At 41.0% G+C, this 14,831-nt stretch carries 9 protein-coding genes and 1 pseudogene; 2 read left to right on the top strand and 8 right to left on the bottom strand.

Going from position 1 to position 14,831, the window contains the following annotated elements; all coding sequences use genetic code 11:
• Nucleotides 1-28: 28 nt before the first annotated feature.
• From H6G18_RS01900 to H6G18_RS24630, 7 genes and pseudogenes are all read right to left on the bottom strand, one after another.
• Nucleotides 29-2,788 carry a tetratricopeptide repeat protein gene (locus H6G18_RS01900; protein ID WP_190405383.1) on the bottom strand — a complete coding sequence of 920 codons (2,760 nt, stop codon included), beginning with the start codon at nucleotides 2,786-2,788 and terminating at the stop codon, nucleotides 29-31.
• 473 nt (nucleotides 2,789-3,261) lie between these two features.
• Complete coding sequence (locus H6G18_RS01895) at nucleotides 3,262-3,537, bottom strand: hypothetical protein (RefSeq protein WP_190405382.1); 276 nt, start codon at nucleotides 3,535-3,537, stop codon at nucleotides 3,262-3,264.
• Between the two features lie 437 nt (nucleotides 3,538-3,974).
• Nucleotides 3,975-4,712, bottom strand: a complete 738-nt coding sequence (locus tag H6G18_RS01890; protein ID WP_190405381.1) for a peptidylprolyl isomerase — start codon at nucleotides 4,710-4,712, stop codon at nucleotides 3,975-3,977.
• Between the two features lie 32 nt (nucleotides 4,713-4,744).
• Nucleotides 4,745-6,295 carry an HlyD family efflux transporter periplasmic adaptor subunit gene (locus H6G18_RS01885; RefSeq protein WP_190405380.1) on the bottom strand — a complete coding sequence of 517 codons (1,551 nt, stop codon included), beginning with the start codon at nucleotides 6,293-6,295 and terminating at the stop codon, nucleotides 4,745-4,747.
• A 115-nt stretch (nucleotides 6,296-6,410) separates the two neighbouring features.
• Nucleotides 6,411-9,479 carry a peptidase domain-containing ABC transporter gene (locus H6G18_RS01880; protein WP_190405379.1) on the bottom strand — a complete coding sequence of 1,023 codons (3,069 nt, stop codon included), beginning with the start codon at nucleotides 9,477-9,479 and terminating at the stop codon, nucleotides 6,411-6,413.
• 774 nt (nucleotides 9,480-10,253) lie between these two features.
• Nucleotides 10,254-10,940, bottom strand: a complete 687-nt coding sequence (gene rnc, locus H6G18_RS01875) for a ribonuclease III (RefSeq protein WP_190405378.1) — start codon at nucleotides 10,938-10,940, stop codon at nucleotides 10,254-10,256.
• 99 nt (nucleotides 10,941-11,039) lie between these two features.
• A pseudogene (locus H6G18_RS24630) lies at nucleotides 11,040-11,141 on the bottom strand (Uma2 family endonuclease); the annotation flags it as partial.
• Between the two features lie 105 nt (nucleotides 11,142-11,246).
• On the opposite strand from H6G18_RS24630, the gene bchD reads away from it, so the two are divergent.
• A complete protein-coding gene (gene bchD / locus H6G18_RS01870) occupies nucleotides 11,247-13,283 on the top strand; it encodes a magnesium chelatase ATPase subunit D (RefSeq protein WP_190405377.1) in 2,037 nt (678 codons plus the stop codon).
• Between the two features lie 28 nt (nucleotides 13,284-13,311).
• Nucleotides 13,312-13,890 (top strand): Uma2 family endonuclease, encoded by a 579-nt coding sequence (locus H6G18_RS01865; protein ID WP_190405376.1) that lies wholly within the window; start codon nucleotides 13,312-13,314, stop codon nucleotides 13,888-13,890.
• A 134-nt stretch (nucleotides 13,891-14,024) separates the two neighbouring features.
• Here H6G18_RS01865 and H6G18_RS01860 read toward each other — a convergent pair whose 3' ends face one another.
• Nucleotides 14,025-14,810, bottom strand: coding sequence for an RNA polymerase sigma factor SigF (locus H6G18_RS01860; RefSeq protein ID WP_190405375.1), 786 nt, complete (start codon nucleotides 14,808-14,810; stop codon nucleotides 14,025-14,027).
• Between the last annotated feature and the right edge of the window lie 21 nt (nucleotides 14,811-14,831).

Raw genomic sequence — 14,831 nt, 5'->3', positions numbered from 1 at the left:
GTGTTTAACCACAACTTGATAATGGTCATCATTGTGCAACCTTGAATTTGTCTTGGTTTTGTTCAAGATGTTTTAAATTCGTGTAGGCTTCTTCGTGTTGAGGATTGAGTTCCACTGCTTTTTGATAACAAGCGATCGCCTCTGCTAATTGACCTTGTGCTTGCAGTCCCATTCCCAAGTAATAATGAGCGTTGACAAAATCTGGTTTGAGGGCGATCGCCTGTCGATAGTAAACAATAGCCGTTTCTTCATCCCCTGCTTGTTTGCGAGCAATGCCCAGGCGGTAATTCAATTCGGCATAGTACTTCTGTTTCTCTGTCGAGAGCTTCCTTTGGGCGTAAAGGGCATTACCCAAGTTGACCTCTGCTTCAACGCAGTTGGGCTGAAATTCCAAAGCTTTTTGATAGGAGATTATTGCTTCTTCCCATTTGCCTTGTTGTTGTTGGGTGTAGCCCAGATTGTTGTAAATTGTGCCTGCATCTGGTCGTAGAGTAATCGCTTGTAGATAAGCTGCCTCTGCTGTTGTTAATTGCCCTTGAGCCTGACGCAAATTACCCAAACTGAACCAAGCTTTGACAGAATCTGGCTGTACTCGCACAGATGCACTCAATAACTGTTCTGCTTCCTGGGGCTGTCCCATCTGCTGTGCCACCATACCTAAACCATATAAAGCCTCTGGGTGTTCAGGTTGTTGGGAAAGAACTTGGCGATAACCTTGTTCAGCTTCAGCTAGGCGATTAGCTCGATGATGTTGCATTGCTAATCGCAGGACTTCTGCTTCTTCTGCTTTAGCAAATCTCCTGGGTTTATTCACCACCTCAAAGAAAAAATCTTCTAGATATCTGACTGGTGTTAAATCGCCATATAACTTATGTTTATTTTCAGCAACTAATCGAGAGATGTGTTGGCGATATTCGGCATCTTTACCCAAACGGATGGCAATTTTCACATAGTCTTCTTTAGTGGTGGCGATCGTTTCTTCAATACCCATCATTTTTAAGATTGCCATACTATGCCGTCCCCGCATTAACTCTCCTGGTAAAGTGACAACGGGAATGTTATGAGCAACAGATTCTAAGGCAGAGTTACATCCTGACCAAGCAATGCTATCTAAGAAGATATCAGCAATAGCTGCTGTACCGGCAAACATCTCGACAGCCATGCCAGTTAAAAATATACAGTGGTCTTGATAATTAAGTCCAAATTCTGCAAAAGCACAGCTTAAACGTTGGCAAAATACTTCTGTTATTCGCTCACTATTATGTTTAATAAAAACAAACTTAGAATTGCTTAAATCTTTAGCAATTCTAGGAAAGACATCATCATGTTGAGGTAAATATTTGAATAATGATTGACAACACCAAAACATGATTTCATCATCTTTGATGCCAAGTTCTTTTTTGGTTCTGGCTTGAGGCTGAATCGCCAAAGGCGTGTAATGAATCGAGAGGTTGGGTAATTTGACCAATTTCTCAGTGTAATGCTCTTGTGCATTTTGAGTTTCCATCAACTCACTACTTAAGAAATAGTCAATTGTTGGTAGCCCGCTAGTCTCTGGGTGTCCCCAAGAAGTCATCTGAATGGGAGCCAATCTCAAGCAACCCAACTGCACTGTCATCGGAACCATCCCAAATTCTGGAAAAATCAAGATGTGTAAATTGTCTTGGCGAATTAACTCACACCATTGTTCCAGTAGCAGTGGCTCTTGAATAAATTTGTCACATACTTTCGCCGCTATTAAAGTATTCTCATCTCGTCTGGAACCAGTATGATACCCAAATAATTCAAACTCGCTTCTGTCCAGGTTTTCTAACCAACCTTTCATGGGAATTTTCCAATTAGAATGATGGTGAAAAAATCCAGAAACAAAACCGACGCGAATTTTTTCTTTGACTTTTAAAATCGGAGGGGAAATTGGCTGGCTCCACTGAGGATAGCGACTTGCCATAATTTGGCAAATCATTTCTCCATAAATTTGCTGTAATTCCCGATCATTCAAGCCTTGGTAGGTCAGAAAAAAAGGCTGTAATGAACCAATAGCATCAGCTGCCTTGGCTCGCTCCTGTTGTTCAACTACCTGATAATTATGTGCTAATTTTTGTAAATATTGATGATAATTATTACGTCTAAATTTGATTTCTTCAACATTTTCATAGATGATGGGCAGCTGACTCATCAGAATGCCAAATTTGGCATGATCAAAGTCTGATTCGATTTTTAAAGCTTGTTCGTATGATGCTACGGCTGCCTCTAATTGTCCTAGTGCTTTGAGGGTATTTGCCAAATTGTAATGAAAATAACTACTATCTGGTTCCAGCTTTAAAGCTTGCTTGTAGGACTCGACAGCTAACTCTAACTTGCCCAGTTTTTTCAGGACATTTCCTAAATTGTTATGTATTAATGCCAAGTCCGGTTTAAGTCTCAAAGCTTCTTGGTAAGCCGCTACAGCTTTCTTTAGTTGACCCTTTTGCTTGAGAATATTGCCTAGATTGTTATAAGCAGGAGCATCATCAGGTTTAATGCTAATAGCTTGACGGTAAGATTTGAGAGCTAAATCTAACTGTCCCTGCTGTTGGAGTGCATCTCCTAAATTGTTGTGCGCTTCCACTAAATCTGGTTGCAGGGCGATCGCTTGTTGGTAGTAAACTACGGCATTCTTCAAATCACCTGCGTTTTTGTAATTTGTAGCTAATTGGTAGCTCAAGGCCGCATAGTTTGCTCGTTCCTCTGGGGATATCTGATCTTGGTTGCAGAGGGCATAGCTTAATTCTTGGCGATCGCACTCCATCGATATTTCTTCTCTTGCTTACAATTATTGATATGTTTGTATGTCTGCACATCATTGCTTTAGCATCATGCAAACATCAGTGTTATTGTTGCTAAATTTCTCAAGCCAAAAGAGCCTTGTAACCAGAGCTAAAACCCTTGTATTACTTAAGGCAATGGGAATGTTTTTCTAGAAGAAGAGCAGGATTTTGACCAATATTTTATCAATTACTAACTAGCACAACTTGACTAGAATGCTAGAAACGAGTATATATTAAATGGATTGCCGAAGACTCGACTAGCCAGAAGGCCTTCGGCAAATCCTGAATGTCTTTGGCAGAATGACGGGAAGATCAAGGAGAGATTCGTGAAGGTAGGAACGTAGTTTTCCCATCTTCCTTTCCTCCTTTATCTTGCCTTAATGACATTCACCGTTGACTGAAAAGCTAACTTTACTCGCAGTCCTCAACGATAACTGCGTCTCCAGTTTTAGAATTAGTAGGTAGCAGAAACTGAGAAAGCGTTAGCATGAGATTCGTTTTCATTTGTATATGTGAAACCGAAAGCTTCAGCCAAGGTGTTGTTACCGAATGCGTTAGCACTAGCTTCAGCACTAGCTAGGTTGCCATCGATGAAAACAAAAGCGTCAACATTCTTGTCGATATTGAAATCTTCATCAACATTAACATCAATGTCAACATCTTTGCTGACGAAGTAGTTAAAATCACCACCGAAAACACCGTTGGCTTCAACAGCTTCCAAGTAAGACAAATCAGAAATAATCATTGTTTTGTTCCTGAGAAAGTTTTATTTTTTCTGTGTGCAATATCTTGTTTATTGCTCACAGTTATAAACATAAGACCATACTTTTAAAAAGTCAATGCCTTTTTGGCAGATTACTGATTCAAAAAACTAACTTTATTTCTTCTTTAACATAGGAATTTATCTAATAGTTTCAAATAAAAATAAAATGCAGAAACCGACAAAAATAAATCATTCTTGTCGTTATTTCATAATCTATTTAATTTGATTTTAATTACCTAATCAAGATTAAAAGCCTTGCTATGCAAAGATTTTTCCGAACAAAGGTATATTTTTTATGCACAAAGTTTCTAGATTAAAGTTTCTTTTTGCATTTATTTAAATACAAAAAAATAACAACTATTCTAGACGTTTGAATGCAAAAATTGTTGTATATTTTAGTGGCTTCAGTCAGATTTAAAAGCTATCTTTAAAGAATCATTTTCTTTCTTTAACCAAACAGAAAATAATTCAGAAATAATTTTCTCACGTAACTTTTCATCTAATTTTGGTTGTAAAATTTCTTCTAACCAAATTAAATGTACTCCCTTTGAAGTCACAATCGGCTTGAGGATTTGGGGTGGAGTTGCAGCAAAGACAGATGCAGCAATTTCTGGACAAAAATCTTTACGATTTTTGGAACCTTGATAACCGTAAACACAGCGAAGTTCTGGTTCTGGGATATACATCCGAGCAATGTCGGGAAAACAAATTTCACCTTCTTCAACTGCATAAAACATTTCTAGAGCCACGTCTTTATCATTGAATATGACTTCATAAGTGACAGCAGTAACATAATCTAGTTGGTTTTGATAAAAAAATTGTTCGACTTGAGACGCAAATAAATGATGAGCTAACTTCTGAGCCAGGATCTGATTGCAGACTGATGCTTCAAAATCATGCTCAGAAAGACTATGTTTTTCTAGCCAGATTAATGTGTCTTGAGCTTTTACCAATTTCTGAGTTAAGCGGAATGTATCTCCTTGTTGTTGTATTTCTTCTGGTGTTACTGTAATTTTTGCTTCTTGGGCTGCTTCCTGGATAATTTTTTGAGATGCGATCGCCTCGATAATCTCAGGTACTTGGTAAGATAACTTCAGGTGATGAACAATATCTGAACTAGTAATATTTAATGTGCGAGTCATCAAATAATCCTTTTATGTTGTCGTTTTCAGGACTAAGATTCTAAATTGTCTTTTTGCAGTTTCTTAAACGGATCTAGAACAAAGTCAATCACCCGTCTCTGGCGAATAATTATTTCAGCAGTTGCTGTCTGACCGGCAGTTAAAGGAATAAGTTTTTCACTGCTTTGGATATGTTGCTGGTCTAAAGCGATGTCTAATTCAAAGGTTTCTGCATTACCTTGGGCTGTTTGACTAACTTTGGAATCGGGAGCAATCCAAGTCACGCTGCCTGGAACAATGCCATACTCCTGAAAAGGATAAGCATCGAACTTGATTTTGACTGGCATTCCCATTTCTAAAAAGCCGCTATCCTGAATAGGGATCTGAGCTTTGAGAATGTATTTAGTATCTTTAGGTGCAATTTGAACAATTCTTTGACCAGGTTGGACTACAGATCCTGGCTTAGTGAATAACAACTCAAAAATCACCCCATCAATAGGCGATCGCACCACTCTTTGCTGCATCTGCAACTTTAAGGATTGAATTTGGCTTCTAGTTTGAGCAATTTGCGATCGCAGTGTCACAACTTGTTTTTCCAAGTCTTTAAGTTGTTCCTGAATTTTCAAAATGGCGAGTTTACCAGTTTGCAGTAAGCTTTGATAACTGTTTTCTTCTTGTTGCAGTCGCAGTTTGGCTTGTTTAATATCAGACTGCAACTGATTGATAGTTGACTCATAACGACTCACCTCTTCAGTTAGGCGCAATTGTGCCTGTTTGACATCAGATTGCGCTGTTTTGTAAAGCCGCTTGCTTTCTTGCTCTTCTTTTTTGAGTTGATCAACTTGATTTGCCGAAACTGCACCATCGTTCACAAGTTGGTCAAAGCGATTGACTTGTCTAGAATCTATATTCAACCGTTCCTGAGCCGAGCTTTGATTATTCAAAGCATTGTAAATCTGCTGTCGTGCCTGATTGACTAGTGCTTGTCTTTCTAAATTTTGCAGGTTATAAATACTCTGTTTTACCTCCAAGTTTTGTTGAGCCTGGTTCACCTGGGAAATTTTTTCTAAGGCTTGAGATTGGTTTTGTTGTTCCTGAACGTTCAGCGTTAACTGTAATTGGTTGATAAGTATGTCCAATTGCGATTGTTGACTGAGTAGCCCAGAGAGCCTTTCTTGTGTTTCTTGTAATTCAGTGCGTAGGATATCAGACTCAAGTTCTAGGAGAATTTGCCCGGCTTTTACAGTGTCACCTTCTTTAACCATGACAAGTTTGACACTTCCGCCAGCTTGAGAGTCCAATTTTTGCGTTGCACCTTGAGGTTCTATCCGTCCTCTGGCGCTTCCAGTCTCATCCACCTTGGAGAAAGTAGCCCAAGGTAAGACAAGGAAAACAAAGCCTATGAGTGTATATAAAACACCTCTTGTCCATAGTCTTGGTAAAGCATCTAACAATGCTTCAGTGCCATGATACAAATCTTTGGTATAGCTGGGGGTTTCTGTCTGCTCCTGAAATTCAGTAAGTTCTTGAGTTTGTTGATAACTTACATACTCAGGCTGTTCATTGGGCAGTATTTTTACAGAATCGGAAGATTGATATGTCATAATTCTGTTGGGAAAAAAGCTAGAGTTTAAAAGCTAGGGAATAGGAAGAGACAAGGAATAGGGAAGAAAAAATTTACCTAATTCCTAATGCCCAGTCCCCAATCCCAAGCTGAAATCAACCGACTTTTGAGAGTTGTTGTTGATTGAGATAGTAATAATGGCCTTGTTTGGCAATTAATTCTTCGTGAGTACCGCTTTCCACTAATAAGCCCCGATCTAAAACTAGAATCAAGTCTGCATTGCGGATAGTAGATAGGCGGTGGGCAATGATGATACTGGTGCGCCCCTGGAGAATTGTTTTGAGGTTGTTTTGAATGATACGTTCTGATTCTGAGTCTAAGTGACTAGTGGCTTCATCAAACAGTAACAAACGAGGATTTCCCATGAGCGCACGGGCAATTGCTAGGCGTTGGCGTTGTCCACCGGAGAGCATACCGCCGCCTTCACCAATTTTGGATTCGTAACCCATTGGCATTTGCTGAATAAATTCATCTGCGCCAGCTAATTTTGCAGCTTGAATAATTTCATCTAAAGAAGCTTCTGGATGGGCGATGGAGATATTGTCCCGAATGGTACCACCAAAGAGAAATGTATCTTGATCCACAACCCCTATTTGAGAACGGAGCGATCGCAAGGAGACACCTGTGACATCACACCCATCAATGAACACTTTGCCTTTTGTAGGTGGGTATAAGCCCAAAATTAATTTGCTGAGGGTAGTTTTTCCAGAACCACTACGCCCTACCACTGCTACCATTTGCTCAGGCTGGATTTCAAAGTTCATATTTTCCAGCACATTAGTCTCACTTTCTTGGTGATAGCGGAAGGTGACATTCTGAAAATGAATGTGACCGCGAATTCTATCTAAATGCCTGCGAGATTGATTTTGTAAGTCTTCTTCCGGTTCTGCCTCGAGAACATCATTAATCCGTTCTGTAGAAATCAGGATTTCCTGAAATTGGTTCCAAAGTTGTGACAGTCGTTGGAAAGGACTCAAAACATGACCCACCAACATATTGAAAGCAACTAATTGACCAATGGTGAGTTCTCCTTGAATTACTTGCCAAGCGCCAAACCACATTAATGAGGTACTGACAAAGGTGTTAATTGCACCACTGATAATGGAGAGGCGGATACCAATTATCTGAGCATTGAAAGCTTTTTTCACCAAATTATTCAGCAATTCCTCCCAACGCCATCGTACAGTTTGTTCAATTGCTAATGAACGGACTGTACGAATTCCTGTGAGAGATTGGATGACATAGCTGTTTTCTTCGGCTCCAGCATTAAACACTTCTCTAGAGATGCGACGTAGAATACTTGTGCTAGCTAGCGCCAGAATAAAAAATGGTGGCACGGTAATTAGCACGAATAATGCCATCCGCCAGCTATACCAGAACATCAAGGTCAGATAGACTACTAATGTCAACATATCCAAGATGACAGATAGTGTCTGTCCGGTTAGGAATCGCTGAATTTTCTGGTTTTCTTGAATGCGCGAGACAATATCCCCAACATAGCGTGACTCGAAATAGGAAAGGGGGAGGCGGAAGGTATGTTGAATAAAACCTACTAGTAGAGAGATGCTGATACGGTTGGCAGTGTGACTGAGCAGATATGCCCGCACTCCGTTCATGGTAATACTGAATAGACCAAAAACGATCATCCCCAAACCAATAGCATTTAAGGTGACAACACTGCGTTGTACAAGCACTCGATCTAGCAATAATTGAGTAAATACTGGTGTTATCAACCCAAATAATTGCATTAATACCGAAGCTATGAATACTTCTATCAGTACGCCATAGTGAGGCTTGATTAACTCAAAAAATTTCCAGACACTTGTAGTTTCGTCTTGAGTCTCGTTGAGTAGGGCTGTAGGTTGGAGTAACAAGGCGAAACCAGTCCAACCCGCTAGAAATTCTCTCCTGGTAAGACTACGTTGACCAAGGCCGGGATCGCAGACAATCACTCGCTGTTTGGTGATTTCATAAACAACGATGAAGTGTTTTCCTTCCCAATGAGCGATCGCAGGCAGAGATTGTTCTGCTAATTTATCCAGACTGGCTTTTACGGGACGCGTAGCAAAACCCAGACTTTCTGCGGCGGCTGCAAGAGCAGTGAGAGAAGCGCCATGACGGTTGACGTTGGTCATTTCCCGCAAGCGATTGAGATTGAAGTGCTTACCCCAATAATTACAGATCATTACAAGGCAAGTAGCACCACAGTCAGAGGCACTTTGTTGAGCATAGAAGGGATAGCGTCGAGATAGGTGTCTCCACCAATGCCCTATTCTGACTTTCGGGCTAGGAAAGTAATGACGTGGTTTTTCTGGCTTTGGTTGTGGTGCAGTTTGGGTAGGAAAAGGAATAATTTTCCTACCCAAACTTATTTGAGGTGCTTGCAGCCGACTCTGGCGGATTTTCCGCTCAGTATTTGTGGTGGGAGTCACATCCAAGTTAATAGACAATCCCAATTCTGGCCAGTGCTGCACGGCTGTTTGCCAATGAGAATTTTTCAGTACGTAGACAACTGAAGGTTGTGTTACTTGCCAACCTTGCTCTTGGGGTACGTGCATTTGGGCGGCTATCAGCTTGCGCCCTTGTGAATTTACCAGTTCGCCTTGATATAGTAGCCACAACTGAGAATCTTGAGAAAATTCTGGCGGTAAAAGCCCAGCATCAAGCTCATGGCGCTCGAATAAAGATAATGCTTGTAGAATCCCTGGTACAGCTATGGGGCGTTGGGGTGTTTTGGCACAATAAGTCAGTAATAAATCCCAAACTTCCGCACGAGCGAATAGGCGATCGCCTATAGTGGGATACTTAACCATTAAGGTTTGTAGTATTTTCCCTGGGACATAGCACAGCTTTAGCCCATCAGAAGCCCTAGCTGTATAAGTTTGCCAAACTCTGTCTGGAAATAGAGTTCCTTCACCAAATGAAGCTCCTTTTGTCAGAGTTGTAATCAGATTTTCAGCACCATCTAACAACCTGACTTTACCTGCCAATACTATGTAACTACCGGATATTACACTTGTTGATTGCCAAAACTGTTTTGCGGTGGGTGGTTCTACAATCTCTACCATCGTTAAGCAGTTTTCTAAGTCTGCTTCTGAAAGTTGTTCACCACAAAACGCCGTAAGGTTTTCACGTAACTGATACTTGGAAAACGTGGTTAGCACTTGTTTACCTCTATATAAAGTACCAGGGGTTTAGAAATGAATGTCACTAAGAAAAGCTGAAACCCTTGCTAGGGTAAGGTCTAGAGGAGGTAGTTGATTTTTTGGTCTTTCCCTTATAGCCTGACACCCAAAAACCAGTCATATTAGGGGTTTGCGCTTAACTGAGAGCCATTCGGTTTAGAAATCTTGATTTGTGCCTTAATAATTTTTATTTCCACCTTTGATAACAGTGGAAGAGAAACTTAAAATCTGGGAAAAATAGCCATAAAATCTACGTCAAAATCAACTTCATTAGCCTAAAACAGCAGTTTTCAGCTATTAAGCATCAAGCCAATTTGAATTAGTAAATTATGTTATCAAAATTAAATTTTATCGCTACAGATCATAGAAGGAATTCTATATATTTTGTCTACACAAGCAACATTGTTGCATAAGCATTGTTAGAGTTAGCTTCCGTAAAGACAATACAATATTTTTGAATGTAGTCAAGATGTTTTGGGTAAATCAATGCCATTTTGGCTTAAAAGCCGGATCATGTGTTGGGAATTAGAAATTTCCCCAGCTTTCAATAAAATAATTTGTATAAAATAAACGTGCCATTTTGGCAATTAAATTTACATTTAATTGGTTATATCTAACTTTGTATAGATGGCAAACAAAAAAGTCTAACTACTTTAAATATAGGGAATCATCCGTCATTATCCAGCTATGTTTAATTAAGGCATTTTAAACAACATCATGATAAATATCTCTTGCAGGCATATCCAAATATATTTATGACAACAAAGCTTGTTTCTCCAATTTAGCCAAAGCATCCTCAGCAGCCACTTTCTCAGCCTCTTTTTTATTGCGTCCTATACCTTCTCCGTACTCTTCTTCTCCCACCAAAACTTTAGCTTTAAACTCTGGTGCATGAGAAAAACCACCTATTTGTTCTGTCAAGTATCTGGGAGGAGTCGGACCAATGTTACGCTGTACCCATTCCTGAAAACGATTTTTGGAATCTACATTAGAGCGAACAACCACAACTTGTTCTGGTACAGATTCAAATAAAGGTTCTACAATTGCCCGAACAGCTTCAATATCTGAACTATGATCTAGATAATAAGCCCCAATCACCGCTTCAAAAGTGCTGCTAAGTAAATTAGGATTTTGGTAGCCGCCATCTCGAATAGCACCTTTACCTAGCAACATCTTCACATCTAAACCTACCTCAAGAGCAAATTTAGCCAGTTGTTTTTCATCTACCAACGCCGAACGCCGCCGGGTTAATTCATCTTCTCCCCTTTCTGGGTGAAGACGATAGAGATATTCACCACTTAGAAAATTTAATATAGCATCACCAAGAAATTCTAAGCGTTCATTATGTTCGCCTTCCTCTGGGTTTTCATTGACATAAGAACGGTGAGTCAGCGCACGGCGTAAAAGTTTTTCATCGTGGAATATGAGAATTTTGTGCATTTTTATGTTTGTATTATTGCCGAAAACCTGGAAATACTCTACTTAAATCAAGGGACGAATTAGGAAAACAAGGTAAAGATATTACCTGATTCGGTAAGACAATTCACCGTTAATTAATTCAATGCGGTCATTCTCGTGGAAAAAGCCCAACTCCGTTAGTTGATGGTACTCATCCAATGTGAAGCGTTTAGCTTGAGCGATACTTTGCTCTCAAGGATAACTCAAAGCCCTAATTCCTCTAACCCTTATTCTAAATGTGCCAGAAATTGATATGCTAAAAGCCGAGACTAGCTATTTTGCAAACCAATGCCTGCGCCTACTATTAATCCCACAATTACTGCTTTTCCCTTGACGGCTGTAGTCGGTCAAGAAGCCATCAAACTAGCCTTGCTGTTAGCAGCAGTTGATCCTGGTTTGGGGGGAGTAGCGATCGCAGGTCGTCGCGGTACGGCAAAATCTGTCATGGCCCGTGCTATCCACGCCTTACTCCCGCCGATTGAGGTTGTCCAAGGTTCATTGAGCAATTGCGACCCCAACCACCCAGAAGAATGGGATGATTATCTATTAGCAGAGTACGCCGATAAAGATATTCAAGATGTCCCCAAGGAAATTGTCCCCTCACCTTTTGTACAAATCCCCCTTGGTGTGACGGAAGATAGGCTTCTCGGTTCTGTGGATGTGGAACAGTCAGTTAAGCAAGGAGACACCATATTTCAGCCAGGGTTACTCGCCACAGCTAACCGGGGTGTGCTGTATGTGGATGAAATCAATTTATTAGATGACCAAATATCAAACCAGCTATTAAGTGTACTTTCCGAAGGACGCAACCAAATCGAGCGCGAGGGTATTAGTTTTCAACATCCTTGCAAATCCCTGTTTATCGCTACATATAACCCAGAAGAAGGCGCATTACGGGAGCATTTATTAGATAGGATTGCGATCGCTCTTTCTGCTGACGGTGTTCTCGGACTAGATCAAAGAGTAGAAGCAGTAGAACAAGCGATCGCCTACTCCAAATCTCCCCAAGATTTCCTCCAGCAATATAACGAAGACTTAGACTCACTCAAAACCCAAATCATCTTGGCGCGGGAGTGGTTGAAGGAAGTCACTATCACTCAAGAACAAATAGCTTACTTAGTAGATGAAGCCCTTCGTGGCGCTGTGCAAGGACATCGCGCCGAATTATTTGCCGTGCGGGTTGCTAAAGCGGCGGCGGCTTTAGAGGGGCGCACAACCGTAAATGCAGAAGATTTACGTCGGGCTGTAGAGTTGGTAATTGTACCACGGGCAACAGTTATCCAGACACCACCACCAGACCAACCACCCCCACCACCCCCACCACCACCTCAAAGCCAGGATGAATCTGATGAACAACAAGAGGAAGAAGAACAGGAAGACAACGAAGATAAACCAGAAGAACAAGAACAGCAAGAACCCCCTAGCATCCCCGAAGAATTTATTTTTGACCCGGAAGGGGTAATTTTAGATAACAGCGTCCTGTATTTTGCTCAGATGGCACAACGGCAAGGTAAATCTGGTAGTCGTAGTATCATCTTTTCTGACGATCGCGGGCGCTATATTAAACCCATGTTACCCAAGGGGAAAGTCCGGCGCATTGCCGTAGATGCTACCCTGAGGGCGGCTGCACCATACCAAAAAGCACGGCGAGAAAGACAGCCAGACAGAAAAGTGATTGTTGAGCAAGGTGACATTCGCTCAAAACGTTTAGTACGGAAAGCCGGGGCGTTGGTGGTGTTTGTGGTAGATGCTTCTGGCTCAATGGCGCTAAATCGGATGCAGTCAGCCAAAGGTGCGGTCATGCAGCTACTAACTGAAGCTTATCAAAACCGTGACCAAGTAGCTTTGATTCCCTTCCGGGGAGAACAAGCAGAGGTATTATTACCCCCGACCCGTTCTATAGCCTTAGCCCGGAACCGTTTGGAAAGATTACCCTGTGGCGGTGGTTCACCCCTAGCTCATGGTCTAACCCAAGCTGTCCGCATCGGTGTTAATGCCCAAATGGGTGGTGATATTGGGCAAGTCGTAATTGTAGCTATCACTGATGGCCGGGGGAATATTCCCTTAGCCCGTTCCTTAGGGGAACCCCAAGAACCAGGAGAAAAACCCGATATCAAAGCGGAATTATTAGACATTGCTGCCAGAATCAGGGCTTTGGGGATGCAGTTATTAGTTATCGATACAGAGAGTAAATTTGTCTCCACTGGCTTTGCCAAAGAATTAGCCAAAACATCAGGAGGTAAATATTATCACTTACCCAAAGCCACTGATAAAGCGATCGCTGCCATGACTAGAGGTGCGATCGCTGATCTAAAATCTAGGTAGTTAACCCGTCCCACACATTTAAACACCTATGGTTCAGTCTTCTAATAAACGCCTCACCTTGGAGGAATTTTTCGCACTTCCCGGAGGTGACATTACATACGAATTTGTGAACGGTGAAGCTGTTCCCAAATATAAAGAAGATGAAGTGTCACCAAAATTTTTTCATGGCTCAACTATAGGTGCTTTATTTATACTATTATCTGCGTGGGCGCAAGAAAAGGGTCGGGTTGTCATTGAATGGGCAATCAAACTAACACGCAATCAACAAGATTGGATACCTATACCTGATTTGACTTATGTTTCCTATGACCGTCTCGCTGCTAATTGGCTGCAAGATGAAGCTTGTCCGGTTGCACCCGAATTAGTAATTGAAATTATCTCACCCGGTCAAACTTTTGGAGAGATGATCGAAAAAGCTACAAATTATCTCAAAGCTGGTGTATCCCGTGTTTGGGTAGTCGATACAAAAGCTAGAACCATAACTGTATTTGCTCTCTCTTGTTTCCCTATTACTTATCGAGATCATGAAGTAGTAACTGATGATTTGTTGCCACAATTAGAAATTACCCCTCATGCCATCTTTCAACGGGCAGGCTTAAATCCCTAAAATTTATTGCGCTGCGCGTGTCAGTTGTTATTTGTTATTTGTCAGTTGTTGAAAGAATCTGGTTTAATACTCCATCCCAAGAGTGGGTGGTTTTTAGGCGATATAGGTAATTGCATCTTGAAAATCCATAAATATTAAGGACTTGTTGCCACTACTTGCGGTTGCAAATAACAAACTAAATCTTGAATTCCCTTTTGCAAATATCGTGTCACCGTCATGGGACTAGTACCAATATTCTTAGCCGCATCTTTACGAGAAAGTTCTTTTAAAAATACCATTTCCACAGCTTGACGGGGCTTGTCTTCTAACATATTAATAGCCCCTTGGAGTTGTTGCCGTTCTTCCTCTTGTTGTTGTTGAACAATTGTCCGGGGACAAGGGAGGGCTTCACCTAAGGTAATTTGACAATCAACATAGTGGACTGCGGTAGCATCCAAACTTAGAGGCATCCGATTTTGAGCAGCCAATTTAGTTTCTTGCCATTCTTGCACAGATACCTTGAGGTACTTAGCAATCTCTGCATCTTTGGGAGGACGACCTAGAGATATTGATAATTCTTTACGAACTTTTTGTCCTTCATTATATAGTTCTTGCCAACGACGGGGAATTTTTAATAGAGTACTGCGATCGCGGAGAAAATGCAGCATTTCACCTCTAATATATGGCACCGCAAAGGAACTAAAAGCATATCCTTGGCTAGGATCAAAGCGTTCTATAGCTCTAATTAAACCAAAATAACCAATTTGTTCTAAATCTTCATAAGGTTCATTACACTGATGGCTAAATTTATGAGCCATCTTTCTCACTAAACCAGTATGTAATTGAACCAGTCTATTACGAAGTTTAATAGAAGGATTTTGGTGGTATAAACGCAATAACTCCATACCATCAGTTTGCATAGAAGACTCACTTGCTGCCATATAAAAGTTCCTTTGTAGTAA

Source organism: Anabaena subtropica FACHB-260, assembly GCF_014697105.1.
In the GTDB taxonomy this organism is placed as follows: Bacteria; Cyanobacteriota; Cyanobacteriia; order Cyanobacteriales; family Nostocaceae; genus Trichormus; species Trichormus subtropicus.
Note: the sequence above shows the minus strand (reverse complement) of the source record. Positions and strands in the feature narration are given on the sequence as shown.

What these genes read in the sequence shown, in the direction of transcription:
- H6G18_RS01860 (WP_190405375.1), bottom strand. Translation starts at nt 14,810, where the DNA reads ATGGCAGCAAGTGAGTCTTCTATGCAAACTGATGGTATGGAGTTATTG.
- H6G18_RS01885 (WP_190405380.1), bottom strand. Translation starts at nt 6,295, where the DNA reads ATGACATATCAATCTTCCGATTCTGTAAAAATACTGCCCAATGAACAG.
- H6G18_RS01900 (WP_190405383.1), bottom strand. Translation starts at nt 2,788, where the DNA reads ATGGAGTGCGATCGCCAAGAATTAAGCTATGCCCTCTGCAACCAAGAT.
- H6G18_RS01865 (WP_190405376.1), top strand. Translation starts at nt 13,312, where the DNA reads ATGGTTCAGTCTTCTAATAAACGCCTCACCTTGGAGGAATTTTTCGCA.
- bchD (WP_190405377.1), top strand. Translation starts at nt 11,247, where the DNA reads ATGCCTGCGCCTACTATTAATCCCACAATTACTGCTTTTCCCTTGACG.
- rnc (WP_190405378.1), bottom strand. Translation starts at nt 10,940, where the DNA reads ATGCACAAAATTCTCATATTCCACGATGAAAAACTTTTACGCCGTGCG.
- H6G18_RS01890 (WP_190405381.1), bottom strand. Translation starts at nt 4,712, where the DNA reads ATGACTCGCACATTAAATATTACTAGTTCAGATATTGTTCATCACCTG.